Below are 18,134 nucleotides of genomic sequence, written 5' to 3'. Positions count from 1 at the left end.
ACAATGGCGAAAAAACCGAAAAATGTTGCGCGTAAACACCGGCATTGGCAAAGATGGTTAAAACTAACTCTGATTGCGGTTTTTGGGTTTATTATCCTTAATTTAGCGATTAATTTAGCCATACGCTTGCCAATGAATCAACAAAAACCCGTTGATGCCATCTTAGTTTTGGGGGGCAGCATTCGTCGGGAAATTTATGTGGCCAATCTAGCCCAGCAATACCAGGATATACCGATTTTGATTTCCGAAGGCTCGAAAGACCCCTGTATTTTATTACTATTTGAACGGGCAAAAGCACCAAAAACTAACGTCTGGTTAGAAAAGTGTGCCGATTCTACCTTCGGTAATTTTTTCTTTGCCGTGCCAATTTTAAAACAATGGCGAGTACATAAAGTAAAAGTTGTCACCTCTCCTACTCATTTACCCCGCGCTCAATGGTTAGCAGCAATTCACTTGCAATCCCACGGTATAGCAGTAGAAATCGATGCAGTCCGAGAAATTGGTATTCCGGGTAATCGCGAATCAAAGCTAAAAACTGGGTTGGATGTGACTAGAAGTATAATTTGGGCTTTTGTGGGACAATTAATCTCTCCCCCCTGTTGGCAAGTCATTCCCTTAAATTCCGTTGATTTAGAAGCTTGGCGCGATCAAGGTTTTCAATGTGAATCTCAAGGTAAGATCAGCTAAACAATCCTCTCCCAGTTAGTTTTTTAGCGGCTGCATCCCATTTTTGTAAATCTACTAACTTGGGGTTTTTAAAGGCAAACTCTCTTTTCCCACTTTCCTATACCTTTTAAACAGGATTGAGTATCAGAGGCCCTATCGGGTATTTGCGATCGCATCTAGAGCCAGATTCAGTTTCAGTAGGTTAACCCCCGGTTCGCCGAAGATGCCGAGAAAGCGATCATCGGTGTTTTTGGTAACGAGGATCTCCACTTGATTCGTCGGTAATCCCCGCACCCGCGCCACCCGCTCGATCTGCGCTCTGGCGGCTTCCGGGGTGATGTGGGGATCGAGACTCGATCCAGAGGTGTACACCAGATCCGCGGTGGGTTTAATTCCCGCTTTCTCTAATCGGGGAATCTCCCCCTCTATAGCTTTCGCCGGATCGGGATCGGGTTTTCCTTTAATGCGATCGATCAATACAGGGTTACTGGGAGCTAGGTTACTCGCTCCCGAAATTCCGGTTTGCAGGATCTTGTTAGGATCGTTTTTCGGATCGGCCGTACTGTAGGCGGTGGTACTCGGACGACTATTGAAATAGCGATCGCTGGTGAAAGGTTGCCCAATTAGAGCCGAACCCACCACTTGACCTTGATTATTGGTAATTAAACTCCCGTTCGCTTGCCAGGGAAAAAGAATTTGACCGATGGCGATCATCGAGAAAGGATAGATCAGGGCAGTAATTACCCAGAGAACTAGGGTAGAACGGATGGCTCTACCGGCCTCGCGTGCAAAACTCATAATTAGGGTTTACTGAAAAAGTTTGTTGGTGGGGTTAGGAGTCAGGAGAATTAGGAATAAACCACAATCAATTAAAGAGTCTATTTAGAGATTTTCTGCTTTTTCCCATTTTTGAACTCTCAAAAATCAATTATGCCAGAAATCTCTTAAAACCTCTCCGGTATAAACCCACATTCCGCAGCCTCAACTGTCACATAAGCTGTCCCCCTCCAGAGACTTGAGTAAAAATACTTAGCTGGTGAAGGTTTTCTCGGCACCAGTTAGGGGGTCTTGAGACCCCTAATTATGAAAAAATAGGAATTGTTGGAAAACTTAGGCGAGTGGACTGTTCGACCATGAATCAATCAACAGAAATTGAAGTCAAAAATCTAGACCATCTGGGATTAGTAGCCGGAATTATCGATGAAATAGGAATCGTTGAAATTATCAACGAACAAGTCTCAAGTGAGCGAGGAGAAATTGTCACAGCGGGGCAAGTCGTGAAAGCAATTATCCTGAATGGATTGGGATTTGTCTCCCGGGCTTTGTATTTATTTCCTCAATTTTTTGAAGATAAAGCAACCGAACATCTGCTGGGAGAGGGCATTGAACCCAAACAATTAAATGATGATAAAATTGGTCGATAGCATCTCAGAAAAAGAGTTAACCGATTCAGAAATACCTGGTTATTCCTGGCGGGAAACCATCTCTAACTATGGGGGGATAGAACAAAGATGGTTGCTAGTTGAAAGTCAAGCTAGACAAGAATCAGACTTGAAAAAATTAGAGAAAAAAATCGAGCAGGAAAAGAATTCTGGCCAAGAAAAAATCCGCCAACTATCCCGAAGAGAATTTGAGAATAGAGCGGTGGCGTTGGCGATAGCCAAAGGATTATCTGACTCCTTAAAATATCATCAGTTAACGGAGATTAAAGTCAATATCATTCCGCCTGAGTCCCAGCAGTCAAAACTTCAATCAAAAGACGATTTACCCTCTCAAGGCTATCAGGTTCAAGCCGAATTAGAGTTGAATTTGGCAGCGATTGAGAGGCTAAAGAAACGAGCAGGACGATTCGTTTTAGCAACTAACGACTTGGAGAAAAAACGATTGAGCAGTGAGGATATACTCAAAAAATATAAGGGGCAACAAGCTCCAGAAAGAGCATTTTCTTTTCTCAAAGACCCCTGCTTTTTTGCCGACATTGTCTTTCTCAAATCTCCCCATAGAATTGAGGTCATGGCCATGCTCATGGGCTTGTGCCTGCTGGTTTATACTATTGGTCAAAGACAACTTCGTTTAAGTTTAAAACAGCAGGAGACGGGACTTAAAAATCAGTTGGGTAAGTTAACTGACCGACCAACATTACGCTGGATATTTCAGAACTTTCAAGGGATTCATCTCCGACCTATTCAAGACAATCAAAAGATTAGTAACTTAACGGATGAGAGGCGCAACATTTTGAGATTTTTTCCCAAACCTTGCCAGGAATATTATCTCTTATCTTGACCAGATGGATTGACTTCAAGGGGTGACAAAACAAAGCGAGCAACTGGAACATCTCCCCCTAGATGTTAAGTCTGATTGCCTAGTCATTCTCAATAAGCACTGTTTATTGAGAATGACTGGGGGAACCCTGAAATTTTCCGCTTAGTTGCCGGCAGCTTGCCGCCAACTCAGTCCTCTAGATAAGTATTTTGACTCACGCCCCTTCCCCTTTTGAGACGTTGTGACACTTAGGGTGCGGAATGTGGGTTTCAATTCTTGAATATCATTGCTAGTAACAGTAGTCATACAATTACCCCTAAGAGAATCTATTTAACCAGCATCTTTTAATTTTATTATACTTCACCTATGCTAAAAAGGTCAAATTCATCAAATTTAATTACCTCGGAATCAGGATAACGAGTATCAAAACGATAACTGCTCACGGTCCCTTTTTCTGTATCTAAAATGCTAAAAACCGTCACATCATTACTGGCAATATAGGGTAAAGGTTGATTAACCCAATCCACTAGAGGAGCAATATTCGGGATAATTGGTGGTAATCCATTGGGATTACCGATGCTTGCATAATTTCTATCGACAGGTACAGGACGTTTTTTATCACCTAAATAAGCACCATAACTATTACCAACGTTAGAAGATTCAAGAAAATTCATACCCTTAGGACTAAGAAAACGATTCCATAAATGGGAATGACCATAAAAAACCAAATTAACCTTGGCTGATTCTAATAAGGGAATTAGATCACGAATAATATAATCATTTTCTTGGGGATAATCATAACGTACCGATCTAACTTTTCCCGTGGCATCCCGTTCAATTGTCGGCAAGGTATCGGTGTAGGGTGGCACGATATTGACCCCTAGGGTATGGGGAGGATGATGAAACATAACTACTTTATATTTAGCCTCTTGAAATTCTCGACTATTTAACTCTTTTTCTAACCATTGATATTGGGGACTACCCTGAGCAATTGGCTCAAAAATATGCTGACCGTAACCCCAGCGATCTGGTCTATCTAAATCTCTTTGATTTTCGTAATATCTTCCCCTTGTACTGGGTTCTAAATTGGGATTTCTCCAGATATTAGTAACATATAAAACCACTAAACGAATATCGCCAAAGGTCAGAGAATAATATTTATTTTGAGGCAAAGAAAAAATTTCTTCGTAGGTTTCTGTGTTAAAAGCATTATTTTTTAACCAGTTTTCATTAATTGCCGATGTATCCTCTGCTAGTTTTTTAGCAATAAATTGAGGGATAGCATCTTCAAACTGTTCATTTAAACCTCTGGAATTAGAAAATCTGCCCATAACTTCATGATTACCAATCGCAGGAAATAAGGGGGCATTTTGAATAATTTCTCCCCCTTTATAAATAGTCTGAATACCATTCTTGGTAAGAGTATAATTAGCACGACCTTGTAAACAGGGAAAAAATGCCCCACCGCGACTATCATCAAACCATTCAGAAGCTCGATCGGGTATATTAACTAAATCTCCCGCTAAAAAAACTGCATCTACCTGTCCAATAGTTTCAATAACTTTTTGCAAATTAGCGGCAGTCATGGGCATTAACTGATGATCGGAGGTGAGCAGAATTTTGAGATTAGTTCCTTTTTTGGGTCTTGGTGTAAGGGTATAAATATCACTTCTAATCGCCGTATTTTCCTGAAAACTGGTGACTTGATAGGGAACCCTTTCCCCTGGATTTAAACCAGTAATTTCGACCTGATGTCGCCAGATTTCTCGATCGGTTAAAGATGGATAAGCTTGAAGGGTTCTCGATTGAGCATCTTCTCTAACTCTAGTTAATTTGCTAGTGCGAGCGGGGGCCATTTTCTCTAGTTTTTCCCCGTAGCGCACCTGATGACCAGTGCCAAAAAATTCCGTAAACCAAATCACTTGTATTGATGTTTCGGTGGGTAATTGTAAAAAAGGTTCGGTTAAAAGTTGATCTTTGTTCATTGTCGCTAAAAGATAACTGCTGTGCTGCATTTAAACAGTCCTAAGGAATAATTGAGATAGTCCCCAGCTTCACCGGTAATAACTAGCAGATTCCCTATTTTATCGGTTAATCTAAAACCTTAGACTCTAACTGCTGCCGTTGCCAGAGATTTTGATAGACTCCGGGGACTGCGATTAACTCCTCATGGGTTCCCATTTGGACAATTTCTCCGCGATCCATGACAAAAATCCGATCAGCAGTGGCAGCGGCCAATAATTGATGGGAGATAAAAATCACGGTTTTTTGGCTTTCTTGGCTGAGATTTTCCAAAATAGCCGTGGCCGTTTGATTATCGACGCTAGATAGGGCATCATCAAGGATTAAAATCGGTGCTTGGATGGCTAAAGCTCGCGCTAAAGAGACCCGTTGACGTTGACCTCCAGAAAGAGTAATCCCACGTTCTCCCACTAAAGTTCCGTATTTTTGCGGGAAATTCTCGATTTCCTCCTCAATTCTCGCTTGTTTGGCTGCCGATTTCACTGCTGGAAAATTCAGCAGCGGATCTCCGTAACGGATATTATCTTCGATGGTGGTACTAAATAAAAAACTTTCTTGGGGAACATAAGCGATCGCTTTCCGCAGCTCTTCAAGAGCAATTTGAGTCACATCTTGATGATCAATAAATAACTGTCCTTCCGCAATATCCAAAAGACGGGGAATAGCGTTAGCAAGGGTAGATTTTCCCGACCTGATCGCACCGACTACCGCTACCATTTCCCCCGGATTAATGGTAAAAGAAAGAGATTTTAAGGCGGGTTCCCTAGCATCATGATAGGAAAAAGTCAAGGCTTTGGCGGTAATTTTTCCTTGAATATTTTTTAAGTGAATACAATCGGCATTATCTTTAATTTTAGCCTCAGCTAACAGAATAGTTTCTAGGCGATCGATACTCACTTCTCCCTGTTGGTAGGCCGTAATAGTGAAACCTAATAAAGTAGTAGGAAAAACTAATCTTTCCGCCAAAATTAACAGAGCAATAAAGTCCCCGATCGTGATATTACCCGCTATAATTTGTCTAGTACCGAGGGAAAGCAAGGCCAATAAACTGACATAGGCTAAAGCTTCGACCAGGGGAAAAAGAAAATTACGAGTCTGGGCTAAATCTAAATTAGCCTGTAATAATTCGCGATTTCTTTGTTTAAATGCTAGGCGCTCGTTAACTTCTTGGGCATAGATTTTAATCAGGGTAATACCACTCATATCCTCTTGAATTAAATCGCTCAGATGCGATAGTTTTGCCTGTACTTTTTGTTGTTGCCGCTGGAGACGACCACTAAATAACTGCACGGCAATTAACATCAAAGGATAGACAGAAATAGCGGCGACTGAAAGGGGAATATGAATCGCTAACATTACGGGCAAAGTTAACCCATAGGCAAAAAAAGTATTAGCCAAACTAAGCAAAGCAAAACCCACCAGACGACGAATATTATCCACATCGCTAGTGGCACGGTTGATTAAATCTCCTGAAGTTTGCCGAGAAAAATAGGCAGGTTCAAGGGTTAATAAATGCTGAAAGATTTTTTGTTTAAGATCGAACTCTACCTGACGACCGATCCCGAATAATAACACTCTGGATATCATGCGGATAAACCACATAATCGAGGCTAAAGCGATAATAAAAATCACATAGTAAATGATTTTTTGGAAGTCAAAGGATTTACTTAAATCATCGATGCTATCCCGGATTAAAAGCGGTATATAAACACCCAAAAGATTAACAACAAGCAAAGCAACTACCCCCCAAGTTACTATTTGCCAATGGGGACGTAGATAATTTGCTAGTTTTTTAATGCGAGAATAAGCCATATTCAGTTATCAGTTATCAGTTATCAGTTAGAACAGGGAACAGGGAACAGGTAAAAGGGGGCATAGATAATCAGTGGGTTATTTTTCTCCTTGTCCTGATTTAGTGGCGGTTTAACATTAGAACCACCCTGGGGCGGTTTACCCGGGGGTTGATCAATTTTAGCTTGATAGCCGCGCTTAAATTTATCATATCGTCTTTCTTGTTTGTCCGACATTTAAGTTACCTCTGTTTGATGCTGCCAAAATTCAATATAGCGAATTTCCTCTGCATTAATCAAAATAAGCCGCCCGCGCATCTAAATTAGTCTAGATCGATAGGGCAACACCAGAATACTGGAACACTGGAACAGCAAGGGTTATCTGCTTTTTAGCTAACTTAATAATGCCCAGTTTAAATTCGTCTTAGCTTATCTTCAATAGTTAAAACTACCCCTTCTAATTCGGCGAACTCATCTAATAAAAGGGAAGCATCGATCGATAATAATATGCTTTTGCCCTTGGCAAGTTCCAAAGCATAACAGAGATTGTCTCAAGCTGCTGGCATCGCTAATACTTGCGGGGATTTTTCCGTAATCGGTAAATAGTAACCGGTAATCAGTGAACTGCAAACTCAAACCCGATAACTGAGTCAAGATAGCTAAAAACCCCCATCGCTCTGCCATGCGTTTCAGACAAATTTTTATGCTTTTATTACATGACTGGCAATATTTTGTAACAATCTATACGAATTTTCCTGTTGAAGACTGTAAATTTAAGTTAATTGCTTCGGTAATAACCCTGAAATAAACTGATCTTTCTAGCCCAGATGACCAAAAACCGCCCCTATCTATCTATCGACTCCTCAAAACTGTTATGCTTCTAGAAAAAATCTCTTAGACAAAAACTACTGCTAAATCTCCCCAGATGGAGAAGCAAAAGCGATCGAGAGATAAAAATAGTCAAAGCCTCCTTACTGAATCAACAGTTACTTTCCAGAAATTTTCTCGGTTATCACCGCAGTCAGTTAGGGGAAATAATGAGAATTTTTCACCGTTTCATCACCTTTGTTTAGTTTCTAATCACGATTTTTTAGTCCATGAGTAAACTTTCTAGACGTAGATTTATCTTCACTGCCGGGGCAACTGCCGTAGGAACAGCAATTCTCCACGGTTGCGCCACTCCCAATAATACCGCGACCAGTCCCTCCCCGGCCGGCAGTCCTGCCGCTTCCCCCGCTGCCGGTGGAGAAACTCCCGAAGTCACCACCGCCAAACTAGGTTTTATTGCCCTCACTGACTCGGCACCTTTAATTATCGCCAAGGAAAAAGGTTTATTCGCTAAACACGGGATGCCCGATGTGCAAGTGATGAAACAAGCCTCTTGGGCTGCAACCCGGGATAACCTCGAATTAGGTTCGGCGGGTAACGGTATCGATGGGGCGCATATTTTATCCCCCATGCCCTACCTAATGACCTTGGGCAAAATCACCAAACAGCCCGTACCAATGTATATTCTGGCGCGTTTGAATACCAACGGTCAAGCGATTTCTGTGGCTAACGAATACATGGATCTAAAAGTTGCCCTCGATAGCGGTGTACTGAAAGAATCCTTCGCTAAAGCTAAATCTGCCGGCAAAGAAGTTAAAGCCGCCGTCACTTTCCCCGGTGGTACTCACGATCTCTGGATGCGCTATTGGTTAGCCGCCAGTGGTATCGATCCGAATAAAGATCTATCCCTAATTGTTGTTCCTCCGGCACAAATGGTGGCTAACATGAAAGTCGGCACGATGCAAGCTTTCTGTGTGGGGGAACCTTGGAACGCCCAATTAGTTAACAAAAAACTCGGTTATTCGGCCTTGATTACTGGGGAACTGTGGAAGGATCACCCCGAAAAAGCCTTCGCTTTACGCGCCGATTGGGTGGATAAAAATCCCAAAGCGGCAAAAGCTTTAACTATGGCTGTTCTAGAAGCGCAGCAATGGTGCAACGATCCCGCTAATGTTAAGGAAATGTGCGAGATTATTTCAGGACGGGAATGGCTGAAAATTGACCCCGCCGATATCTTGGGAAGAATGCAGGGTAATATCGATTTCGGTGATGGTCGCAAAATCGAAAATAGCCCCGTAGCCATGAAATTCTGGGCTGATAACGCTTCCTATCCCTACAAGAGTCATGATACTTGGTTTGTGACTGAAGACATCCGTTGGGGCTATATTCCCGCCGATACGGACATCAAAGCTTTAGTTGATAAGGTTAACCGGGAAGATATCTGGAGAGAAGCCGCCACAGCCCTCAATGTTCCGGCTGATCAAATTCCCACCTCTACCTCTCGCGGTGTGGAAACTTTCTTTGATGGTGTTACTTTTGACCCCGAAAATCCCCAAGCTTACCTGAAATCTCTCAAGATTAAAAAGGTTTAAATCAGTGTTCAGTGATCAGTAACCCGTCAACAGTTAAAGATGATTTGCTCATAACTGGTAATTAATAACTGATAACTGATCACTGATGCTGATGCTGATCACTGAACCACTGATAACTGATAACTGATAACTGATAACTGATTATGGCTGTTTCTATTTCTCGTCGTTCTCAAGGTTCAAAATGGGTAAAAGACCTCAAAAAAAAATTACCCAAACTAGCAACTTCGGCGATTGCTTTATTAATTTTCCTCGTCATCTGGCAAATACTCTGTTTTAGTCCCGATGCCCCCCTCCCTAGTCCCACCAAAGTGGTTAGCGATACCTGGGAATTAATTATTAATCCCTTCTTCAATAATGGTGGCACGGATGTGGGGTTATTCTGGCAAATTTTCGCCAGTTTACAACGGGTGGCCGTCGGTTTTACCCTTGCCGCTATTGTTGGCATCGCCGTGGGAATTTTAATCGGTAGTAGCGCCCTAGTTTATGATGCGATCGATCCGATTTTCCAAATCCTGCGTACCGTTCCCCCCCTAGCTTGGCTACCCATTTCCCTAGCGGCTTTTCGTAATAACGAACCTAGTGCTATATTTGTAATTTTTATTACAGCAATTTGGCCAATTATTATTAACACAGCCGTGGGAGTACAACAGGTTCCCCAAGACTATAAAAACGTCTCTAGAGTGCTGAAATTATCCAAAGTTGAATACTTTTTTAATATTCTTTTTCCCGCCACCGTTCCCTACGTTTTCACGGGATTAAGAATCGGTATCGGTTTATCTTGGTTGGCGATTGTAGCGGCGGAAATGCTGATCGGTGGCGTGGGAATTGGCTTCTTTATCTGGGATGCTTGGAATAGTTCCATGATCAGTGAAATTATCCTCGCCCTGATTTATGTGGGTATTGTTGGTTTCCTACTCGATCGCCTCATGGCCTACATCGCTAAATTAGTTGTACCCGAAGAAAATAAATAAGTTTAATTGTTACAAGTAAATAAAAGTGGGTGAGGTTCAAAACTAAATTATTAGCCACCCAACCCACCTCACCCCCGATAACAAGGGTCGAATCTAAAACCTAATTTGTTAAGCTAAAAGCTTTGATCTACCTAGTTTCTAACCTTCTTGTTAGATAGGAGAATTGCTAGATTCTTTCTTTTGCCTCTTGCCTGTTGCCTCTTGCCTTCAGAAGCTGATAACTGATAACTGATAACTGATAACTGAAAATGTCTGCATTTATTGAAGTCGATCACATTGATAAAGTTTTCCCTCTGCCCGATGGCCGTCAATATATCGCCCTAAAAAATATCGATCTCAGCGTTACTCAAGGGGAATTTATCTCTTTAATCGGTCACTCCGGTTGCGGGAAATCCACCCTCTTAAATATGGTCGCGGGACTCGATCGCCCGACGGTGGGAGGGGTGATTTTAGAGGGAAAAGAAATTAAAGGTCCCGGTCCCGATCGCATGGTGGTCTTCCAGAATTATTCGCTGCTGCCTTGGTTAACCGTCCGGGAAAATATCGCCCTAGGAGTTAACCGTGTGCTGCGTCATCTACCGGCCGCTGAACGCAAAAGTGTCATCGAACATAGTATCGATATGGTACACCTGCGCCATGCCGCCAACAAACGACCGGGAGAATTATCGGGAGGCATGAAACAACGGGTAGCGATCGCCCGCGCCTTAGCCCTACGGCCAAAAGTCCTGCTACTCGATGAACCCTTTGGGGCCCTGGATGCGTTAACCAGAGGCAATTTACAGGAACGTTTGATGGAAATCGTCGAAGAAAGCCACGTTACCTGTATCATGGTCACGCACGATGTGGATGAAGCCCTATTACTATCCGATCGAGTAGTGATGTTAACCACCGGTCCGGAGGCCCATATCGGTCAGATTCTCGATGTTCCCATTCCCCGGCCCCGGCATCGTTTGGAAGTAGTTAACCACCCCAGTTACTACTCCCTCCGTAACGAGATCGTTTACTTCCTCAACCAACAGAAGCGATCGAAGAAAGTCGGTCAACCCACCGGACCGGTGACAGTGATCGGCCAAGCTACCCGACTGAAAACCAATCCTACCATCGGTTTTATCCCCCTCACCGATTGCGCCCCGATTATTATCGCCAAAGAGAAAGGTTTCTTCGCCGAGGAAGGATTAGAGGATGTTGTCCTGCAACGGGAACCCAACTGGAAAGCACTCGCCCAAGGAGTAGCCACCGGTCGTCTCGATGCGGCCCAGATGGTGGCGGGAATGCCCCTCAGCATGACCATTGGGGCCGGCAATAAACCCTCTGTCCCCGTGATTAGCGCTTTGGTACTCAGTCGCAACGGTAACGCCATCACCCTCAGCAATAAATACAGGGAATTGGGGGTAGAAAAACTGGAGGACTTAAAGGGGGCCCTCCTGCAAAGTCCCGACCAAATCGCCACTTTCGGCATGGTTCACCCCGCCTCCATGCACAATCTACTGTTACGCTACTGGTTAGCTAGTGGCGGCATCGATCCCGATAGTGATGTCAATTTAGCCGTAATTCCGCCGCCTCAAATGGTTTCCCTGCTAAAAGCGGGTAAGATCGACGGTTATTGTGTGGGGGAACCCTGGAACTCCTACGCCGTTCAGGAAAAATTAGGCTACGTTATCGCCACCGATCTTGATATTTGGCCCGGACACCAGGAAAAAGTCCTCGGGGTCAAGGAAGCTTGGGCGGCGAAACATCCCGAAACCCATATCGCCATGGTCAAAGCTTTAATTAAAGCCTGTGAATACTGCGATGATCGGCGTAATCGAGAAGAAATCGTTAATATTCTCAGTCAGTCCCAGTATGTGGGCGTGCATAGGGCAATTATTCGCCCCGGTTTCCTCGATGGTTACGATCGCGGTTTAGGAACTGCCCCCGAACCCCTATTCCGATTTAATCAGTTTTACGTCGATCAAGCTAACTGTCCGGGCCGCAGTGAGGCCCTATGGACCCTAACTCAGCTTGCCCGTTGGGGTTACGCGCCTTTTCCCCGCAACTGGGTGGAAGTGATTGAACGCGTCCGTCGTCCCGATCTGTTTGGCGAAGCTTGCCGGTCCCTGGGTCTTCCCGATTTGGAACCCGATCGCCACAGTTTCGCCCTCTTTGATCATCTTATTTTCAATCCCGACGATCCGATCGGCTATCTGGAACGTTTTTCCATCCGTCGCGATTATCGCGTCTCAGAAGTTCTCCTCGATGATCCCGTCGCTAATTAATGATTGTGGTGGGCTTTGCCCACCTTAAAATAAATCTAGGACGAATATGCAAACTTTTACCGATAAGACCGTGAATTCCAGCACCACCACCCAGCCTTTTTTATTAGTTAGTAATGTTGCCAAAGAATACCCCTCCCCCGAAGGGGTTTACACCGTTTTAGACGGTGTGGAGCTGCAAGTCAATGAGGGGGAATTTGTCTGCATTATCGGTCACTCCGGCTGCGGTAAATCGACCCTTTTAAATATGGTGGCGGGGTTTTCTTCTCCTAGTCGTGGGCAAGTGCTGCTACAGGATAAAGAGGTTAAGGAACCAGGACCGGACCGGATGATGGTATTCCAAAATTATTCGCTTCTGCCCTGGAAAACTGCCTTTGAGAACGTTTATATCGGGGTTAATTCGGTTTATCCCGAAAAATCTCACGCTGAGAAGGTGAGGATCGTGGAAGAAAATCTATCCTTAGTGGGATTGACAGAAGCAGCCCAGAAAAAACCCCCCCAATTATCGGGAGGTATGAAACAACGGGTAGCGATCGCCCGCGCCCTGGCTATTCGTCCCCAAGTCCTCATCCTCGATGAACCTTTTGGGGCTTTAGATGCGATCACCAAAGAGGAATTACAGGAAGAATTGCTGAAAATCTGGCAAGAACACCAGTTAACCGTGTTGATGATTACCCACGATATCGATGAGGCTTTGTTCTTGTGCGATCGCTTGGTGATGATGACCAATGGCCCGAGTGCTAAAATCGGGGAGGTGTTAAAGATGCCTTTTGCTCGTCCCCGGGTTCGTTCCCAAATTACCGAGGATCCCCGTTACTACGAACTCCGCAATGAAGCCCTCGATTTCCTCTACAATCGTTTTGCCCATTCGGAGGATCCCAACGAGGATGCCACCGAACAACCCCGCACAGAAAATCTCGTGGGTAAAATTGTTACTACTATTGGTGGCATAGCTTTACTCGCTTTTGTCGGTTTTAGTCTAATACAAATGTTCACCAGCAAGACTGCCAATACTACTAATCCGGCTACCATTGAGGCCCCCAGATAGGTAACAGTTATCAGTTATCAGTTATCAGTTATCAATGATTAAGATGTTCAAAGACCGATTTATCACCGATATCGTTGGGGAGAGGTTGGCTTAACTTTCTCAGAGCAAAGATAACGAATAAAGTCGCCCAGAGAATTAATAGCCCCTTTTCCCAATTTAGGGGCAATATCCCCAAAAGATGACCGAGTAAAAGGGTGGGAACTAGAGGGGTTAAAAACTTGGTTTCTAGACGATTAAAACAAAAAGCTTCTTTGAAATAAATCCCCGTGAGACTAGCAAAAATAAAGCCCACACCCAATAAACTCACCGGATGGTGATAGACAAATTCTAGGGGGGAAAGGTGAGAATAGAGGCTGAAAATTAGGGAAGTAATCGCCCCGATTAGCCAAAAAACTTGCAGGAGACGATGGAGGGGAATTAAATAAATATGGATAGTCAATAAACTGATGCCTAACCCCAGACAAAAACCCATGTATAAAAGGTTAGTCAGGGGCAATAATTGCGGTCGGGTGAGAACTATAATTGTAGCGACAGCGAAACTAAAAGCCGCTAAATTTAACCCCAGACGGTAGAGACGCACACCTAGGTGATCGCTATCCGTAATCGTAAACTCTCCGAATTGACCTTGATAAACTCGATCGACAGTAGAGGAAGTCATAAGCTCTAAAGAAAAAGGGAAGCTTAGAAAAGATTGACTACAAATCATCTTAAGCTTAAATTATGCCAGTAGCCTCACTTCTCCCCCCTCTCGGCCAACCATTTGGGAGTTTAGTAGTCAATCAAGCTAAAAATTATGATTAATTGGTATAAAAAAACTATATATGTTATTTTAATACGTTTTTCTTTTTCTAAATTCTGATTCCTTGTCATTTCAGTAATTATTGTTGGTGCCAGAGACTTTATGAACTCAACTAGCGAAATTTTGATCGTGGGCGGTGGTATCATCGGATTAGCGATCGCCGTCGATTTGCAATTGCGCGGGGCAAAAGTTACCCTCCTAGTTCGAGATATAGCTCAGGCCGCTAGTCGTGCGGCTGCGGGAATGTTAGCCCCCCACGCGGAAGGGATTCCCCCGGGTCCATTTCTCGATCTTTGCCTGCAATCGCGCTGGCTATATCCAGAATGGAGCCGCAAAATCGAGGATTTAACGGGAATAAACAGCGGTTACTATCCCTGTGGTATTCTTGCTCCCATTTACGAGCTAGATCAGCCCATTGCTGCCAATACAGCTAATAAAATTTGGTTAGACAGCAATGCAGTTCACCTCTACCAACCAGGCCTAGGTAAAGATGTGATCGGTGGTTGGTGGTATCCCGACGATGGACAAGTGGACAACCGGCAGCTAGTGACTGCGCTGCAACAAGCGGCCGAAAATTTAGGGGTAGAAATTCGCCAAGGGGTAGAAGTCCACGCCCTACAACAAAAGCAGGGAAAAGTCAAGAGTATTTATACCTCAATTGGGGAATTAGAAGCAAAAATTTACATTTTAGCGGCCGGATCCTGGGCTAGTCAACTTTTACCCCTCCCTATCCATCCCGTCAAAGGTCAAATGGCCGCTGTAAAAATGCCCCCTAACCAGACCTTAGCTAGGGTTTTATTCGGTCCGCAAACCTATCTGGTTCCCCGTCGCAATGGTCGTTTAATTATCGGGGCCACTTCCGAAAAAGTGGCCTGGCAAACTGGCAATACACCCCAAGGACTGCAAACCCTTTTTGAACGCGCTACCCGTCTCTATCCCCCTTTAGCTGACTGGGAAATCGAGGAGATGTGGTGGGGATTCCGTCCGGGTACACCAGATGAATTACCCATTTTAGGCCGCAGTAGCTGTGATAACCTGATTTTAGCCACCGGTCACTATCGCAATGGCATTTTACTCGCTCCTGTCACTGCTTCCTTAATCGCTGACCTGGTGATTAATGACAAAGTTAATCCCATTTTGACCCATTTTCGCTGCGATCGCTTTAATCAACCATCACCCGTTACTATTCCACCTATGTCCTTAACTATTATTGAGAATAAACCCCAAGCGCTTTTATCGCCCCAAAATGATCGCCTCACTATTGCTGGGAAAACCTTTCACTCCCGCTTGATGACTGGGACTGGCAAATATGCCAATCTGACGACTATGCAGGAAAGTATTAGTGCCAGTGAATGTCAGATTGTCACGGTTGCCGTTAGACGAGTACAAACGAACGCACCCGGCCATGAGGGATTAGCAGAGGCGATCGATTGGTCGAAAATCTGGATGTTACCCAACACTGCCGGTTGTCAAACGGCCGAAGAAGCGGTTCGGGTGGCCCGTTTAGGGCGAGAAATGGCCAAATTATTGGGACAGGAAGACAATAACTTTATTAAACTCGAAGTTATTCCCGATCCTAAATATTTATTACCCGATCCGATCGGAACTTTGCAAGCGGCCGAACAATTAGTTAAAGAAGGTTTTGCCGTACTGCCCTATATTAACGCCGATCCTCTCTTAGCCAAACGTTTAGAGGAAGCCGGCTGCGCCACGGTTATGCCCCTAGGATCGCCGATTGGGTCGGGACAGGGACTGAAAAATGAGGCAAATATCGCGATTATCATCGAATCGTCCAAAATTCCCGTGGTAGTGGATGCCGGGATCGGTACAGCCTCAGAAGCGGCCCGGGCCATGGAAATGGGGGCCGATGCTTTATTAATTAACAGTGCGATCGCTATGGCAGCCAATCCGGTTATGATGGCTCAAGCCATGGCAATGGCGGCAAAAGCGGGACGTTTAGCCTATTTAGCGGGAAGAATGCCGATTAAGTCCTATGCTAGTCCTAGTTCCCCCTTGACGGGAACGATCGCCTAACCAGGTGATCTATCGAAACCCGTTAAAATAGGGGAGATAGGCAAATCTTCCCCCACACCACACATCAATAAATCCCACAATTAACGCACTTCAAACAAACGATTATCCGGTAAATTACTAATCGCTCGCTGGAGACTATTCAAGGATCTATTGTAATCGACGATCGCCTGTAGATAACGACTTCTGGCATCGGTTAAATCCCGTTGGGAGTTGATCACATCGGTTTGGGTTCCCACACCCGCCTGAAAGCGTAAACGGGCTAATCGCAGACTTTCCGCGGCGGATTCAATGCTTTTTTGCGAGGTTTTGATATTTTCTTGGTTAGAAATCAAACTATAGTAGGATTCCTCCACCTGAAGGCGAATTGCATTGCGACGGAGGGAGAATTCCGTATCGGAGCGATCGATATTTCTTTCCGCTTGACGAGCGCGAGCAAAAGCACGACCACCATCAAAGAAAGTCCAACGAATCCGACCACCGACGCTAAAACCATCGCCAAAACCAGCTTCATCACTGAGATCGTTGAGGACATTATACTCGCCCAAAAGGTCTACTTGGGGAGTCACCGCCGAAATGGCGATCGAGCGATCCTGTTCGTTAATTTCCCGTTGTAAGAGTTGTTGTTCTAATTCCGCACGATTTTTATAGGCCAAAACGATACTATCATCAAGACTCAAGCCCCAAGTTCCCGCCTCGCGAATCTCATCGGCTGCCGTTAACTCGATGTGCTGACCGACACTCAATATCTGTGCCAGTCGCCGTCGGGAAATACGCTGGTTAGAAATCGCCCGGGTTAAGTCTTGGTTGGCGTTAGCGAGGTCAACTTCCGCCTGTAGGACAGCAAATCGGGTTCCTAGTCCCGCTTGCTCCAATAATTGTGCATCGCGTAAACTTTGACTAGCATCTTCGATCGAGGCTTGGGCGATCGCTACCTGAGCGTCACCCCTCTGTAATTCATAATAGGCATCGGTGGCATCAAAACGAGTTTGTTCCGAGACTCGTTCCACCTCTAATTCCTGTTGCTGGATAACTTTTTCTGCCCTTTTGATCTGGGCTGCCCGTTCACCCCCTGTATAAACCCCATAGACAATCCGAACACTACCCTGAAGAATGGTACTATCTTCGGGTGTAACTGCTGGGATTCCCTGTTGACGAGCCAAATTATTCTGTCTTTGGGCCGCTGCCGATTGATCTTGAGTGAGACTGGTTTCCGCTTGGGCTGAGGGTAATAAGGCCGCCTGTTGTTCCTTTAATTGGGCGCGAGCGATTTCCAAATTAATCCGGACTGTCTGTAAGGTCTGATTATTTTTTAAAGCTAATTCGATCGCTTGATTTAAGGTGATCGGTTGTACTACCCTAATATTCACCTCATCCGGTTTGGTGGGAAAAATTAGGGGATTGCCACTAGGATTAAGATAATTAGGGGCTTTGGGATCCGCTTCCGTGGTTGCCGGTGCCGCCGAGGGACTGGGTAATTGAGACACTGGATTGGCAGTAGGTCGGGGTTTCTTCAATAAATCGGCAGCGGACTGAGTTTGTGCCTTAACCGAGGATTCAGCCAAGAAAATCAACCCAAGCACCGCACTCACGGTAATACCATAACGCAAGAGCAACATGAGTATCTCGAAAGTAAACAGTAAACGATAAGAAGTAAACAAGCTCACACCACTATGTTGGCCGATTACTAATTACCGATAGTAACACGGGAGCATGAAAGCCACCGTCTTTTAAGCACCAGCTAAAATCAGATTCGATTGATTTGGAATTGTCTCCTTAATTCTCTTTTTTGCCCAATCCACAGGACTGACTGGAAAGAGGGTGTAGGGTGTGGGGTGTAGGGTTGTGGGGTGTCGGAAGAATAAATAGAAAT

General features: G+C 44.6%; 12 protein-coding genes and 1 pseudogene. 7 read left to right on the top strand and 6 right to left on the bottom strand.

Features of this window, described 5'->3' with window-relative positions; genetic code table 11:
• The first annotated feature begins 3 nt into the window (after positions 1-3).
• Entirely contained in the window at positions 4-687 is a 684-nt protein-coding gene (locus N0824_RS15265) for a YdcF family protein (protein WP_108937350.1), read from the top strand.
• 132 nt (positions 688-819) lie between these two features.
• On the opposite strand, the gene kdpC is transcribed toward N0824_RS15265, so the two are convergent.
• Positions 820-1,464: a K(+)-transporting ATPase subunit C gene (gene kdpC, locus N0824_RS15260; RefSeq protein ID WP_108937349.1), complete on the bottom strand. Its 645-nt coding sequence runs from the start codon at positions 1,462-1,464 to the stop codon at positions 820-822.
• 335 nt (positions 1,465-1,799) lie between these two features.
• On the opposite strand from kdpC, the pseudogene N0824_RS15255 reads away from it, so the two are divergent.
• Positions 1,800-2,949: pseudogene (locus N0824_RS15255) on the top strand (IS1634 family transposase).
• Positions 2,950-3,281: 332 nt separating this feature from the next.
• On the opposite strand, the gene N0824_RS15245 reads toward N0824_RS15255, so the two are convergent.
• The 3 genes from N0824_RS15245 to N0824_RS15235 form a co-directional block, all read right to left on the bottom strand.
• Positions 3,282-4,943, bottom strand: a complete 1,662-nt coding sequence (locus N0824_RS15245) for a metallophosphoesterase family protein (protein WP_108937348.1) — start codon at positions 4,941-4,943, stop codon at positions 3,282-3,284.
• 76 nt (positions 4,944-5,019) lie between these two features.
• Entirely contained in the window at positions 5,020-6,762 is a 1,743-nt protein-coding gene (locus N0824_RS15240) for an ABC transporter ATP-binding protein (RefSeq protein WP_108937347.1), read from the bottom strand.
• 23 nt (positions 6,763-6,785) lie between these two features.
• Positions 6,786-6,977, bottom strand: coding sequence for a hypothetical protein (locus N0824_RS15235; RefSeq protein ID WP_108937346.1), 192 nt, complete (start codon positions 6,975-6,977; stop codon positions 6,786-6,788).
• An 860-nt stretch (positions 6,978-7,837) separates the two neighbouring features.
• Between N0824_RS15235 and N0824_RS15230 the strand changes: the two genes are divergently transcribed.
• The 4 genes from N0824_RS15230 to N0824_RS15215 all read left to right on the top strand — a co-directional run bounded on the left by N0824_RS15230 (position 7,838) and on the right by N0824_RS15215 (position 13,431).
• Positions 7,838-9,160 carry a CmpA/NrtA family ABC transporter substrate-binding protein gene (locus N0824_RS15230; protein ID WP_108937345.1) on the top strand — a complete coding sequence of 441 codons (1,323 nt, stop codon included), beginning with the start codon at positions 7,838-7,840 and terminating at the stop codon, positions 9,158-9,160.
• A gap of 143 nt (positions 9,161-9,303) precedes the next feature.
• Positions 9,304-10,131, top strand: coding sequence for a nitrate ABC transporter permease (gene ntrB / locus N0824_RS15225; protein ID WP_108937344.1), 828 nt, complete (start codon positions 9,304-9,306; stop codon positions 10,129-10,131).
• Positions 10,132-10,379: 248 nt separating this feature from the next.
• Positions 10,380-12,386, top strand: coding sequence for a nitrate ABC transporter ATP-binding protein (locus tag N0824_RS15220; RefSeq protein ID WP_108937343.1), 2,007 nt, complete (start codon positions 10,380-10,382; stop codon positions 12,384-12,386).
• A gap of 46 nt (positions 12,387-12,432) precedes the next feature.
• The gene (locus N0824_RS15215; RefSeq protein ID WP_108937342.1) at positions 12,433-13,431 is read left to right on the top strand and encodes a nitrate ABC transporter ATP-binding protein; all 999 of its coding nucleotides are present in this window, start codon (positions 12,433-12,435) and stop codon (positions 13,429-13,431) included.
• A gap of 31 nt (positions 13,432-13,462) precedes the next feature.
• Here the strand turns inward: N0824_RS15215 and N0824_RS15210 are convergent, their stop codons facing one another.
• Entirely contained in the window at positions 13,463-14,089 is a 627-nt protein-coding gene (locus N0824_RS15210; protein ID WP_108937384.1) for a DUF2301 domain-containing membrane protein, read from the bottom strand.
• A 243-nt stretch (positions 14,090-14,332) separates the two neighbouring features.
• On the opposite strand from N0824_RS15210, the gene thiO reads away from it, so the two are divergent.
• On the top strand, positions 14,333-16,264 hold the full coding sequence (thiO, locus tag N0824_RS21675) for a glycine oxidase ThiO (protein WP_108937341.1): 1,932 nt from the start codon (positions 14,333-14,335) through the stop codon (positions 16,262-16,264).
• Positions 16,265-16,344: 80 nt separating this feature from the next.
• On the opposite strand, the gene N0824_RS15200 is transcribed toward thiO, so the two are convergent.
• Positions 16,345-17,880 (bottom strand): TolC family protein, encoded by a 1,536-nt coding sequence (locus tag N0824_RS15200; protein ID WP_108937340.1) that lies wholly within the window; start codon positions 17,878-17,880, stop codon positions 16,345-16,347.
• Positions 17,881-18,134 lie beyond the last annotated feature (254 nt).

Origin of the sequence: Microcystis sp. 0824, from assembly GCF_003112475.1 — a bacterium.
GTDB lineage: Bacteria > Cyanobacteriota > Cyanobacteriia > Cyanobacteriales > Microcystaceae > Microcystis > Microcystis aeruginosa_C.
The sequence above is the reverse complement of the archived record's forward strand: the minus strand, read 5'-3'. Positions and strand labels throughout refer to the sequence as shown.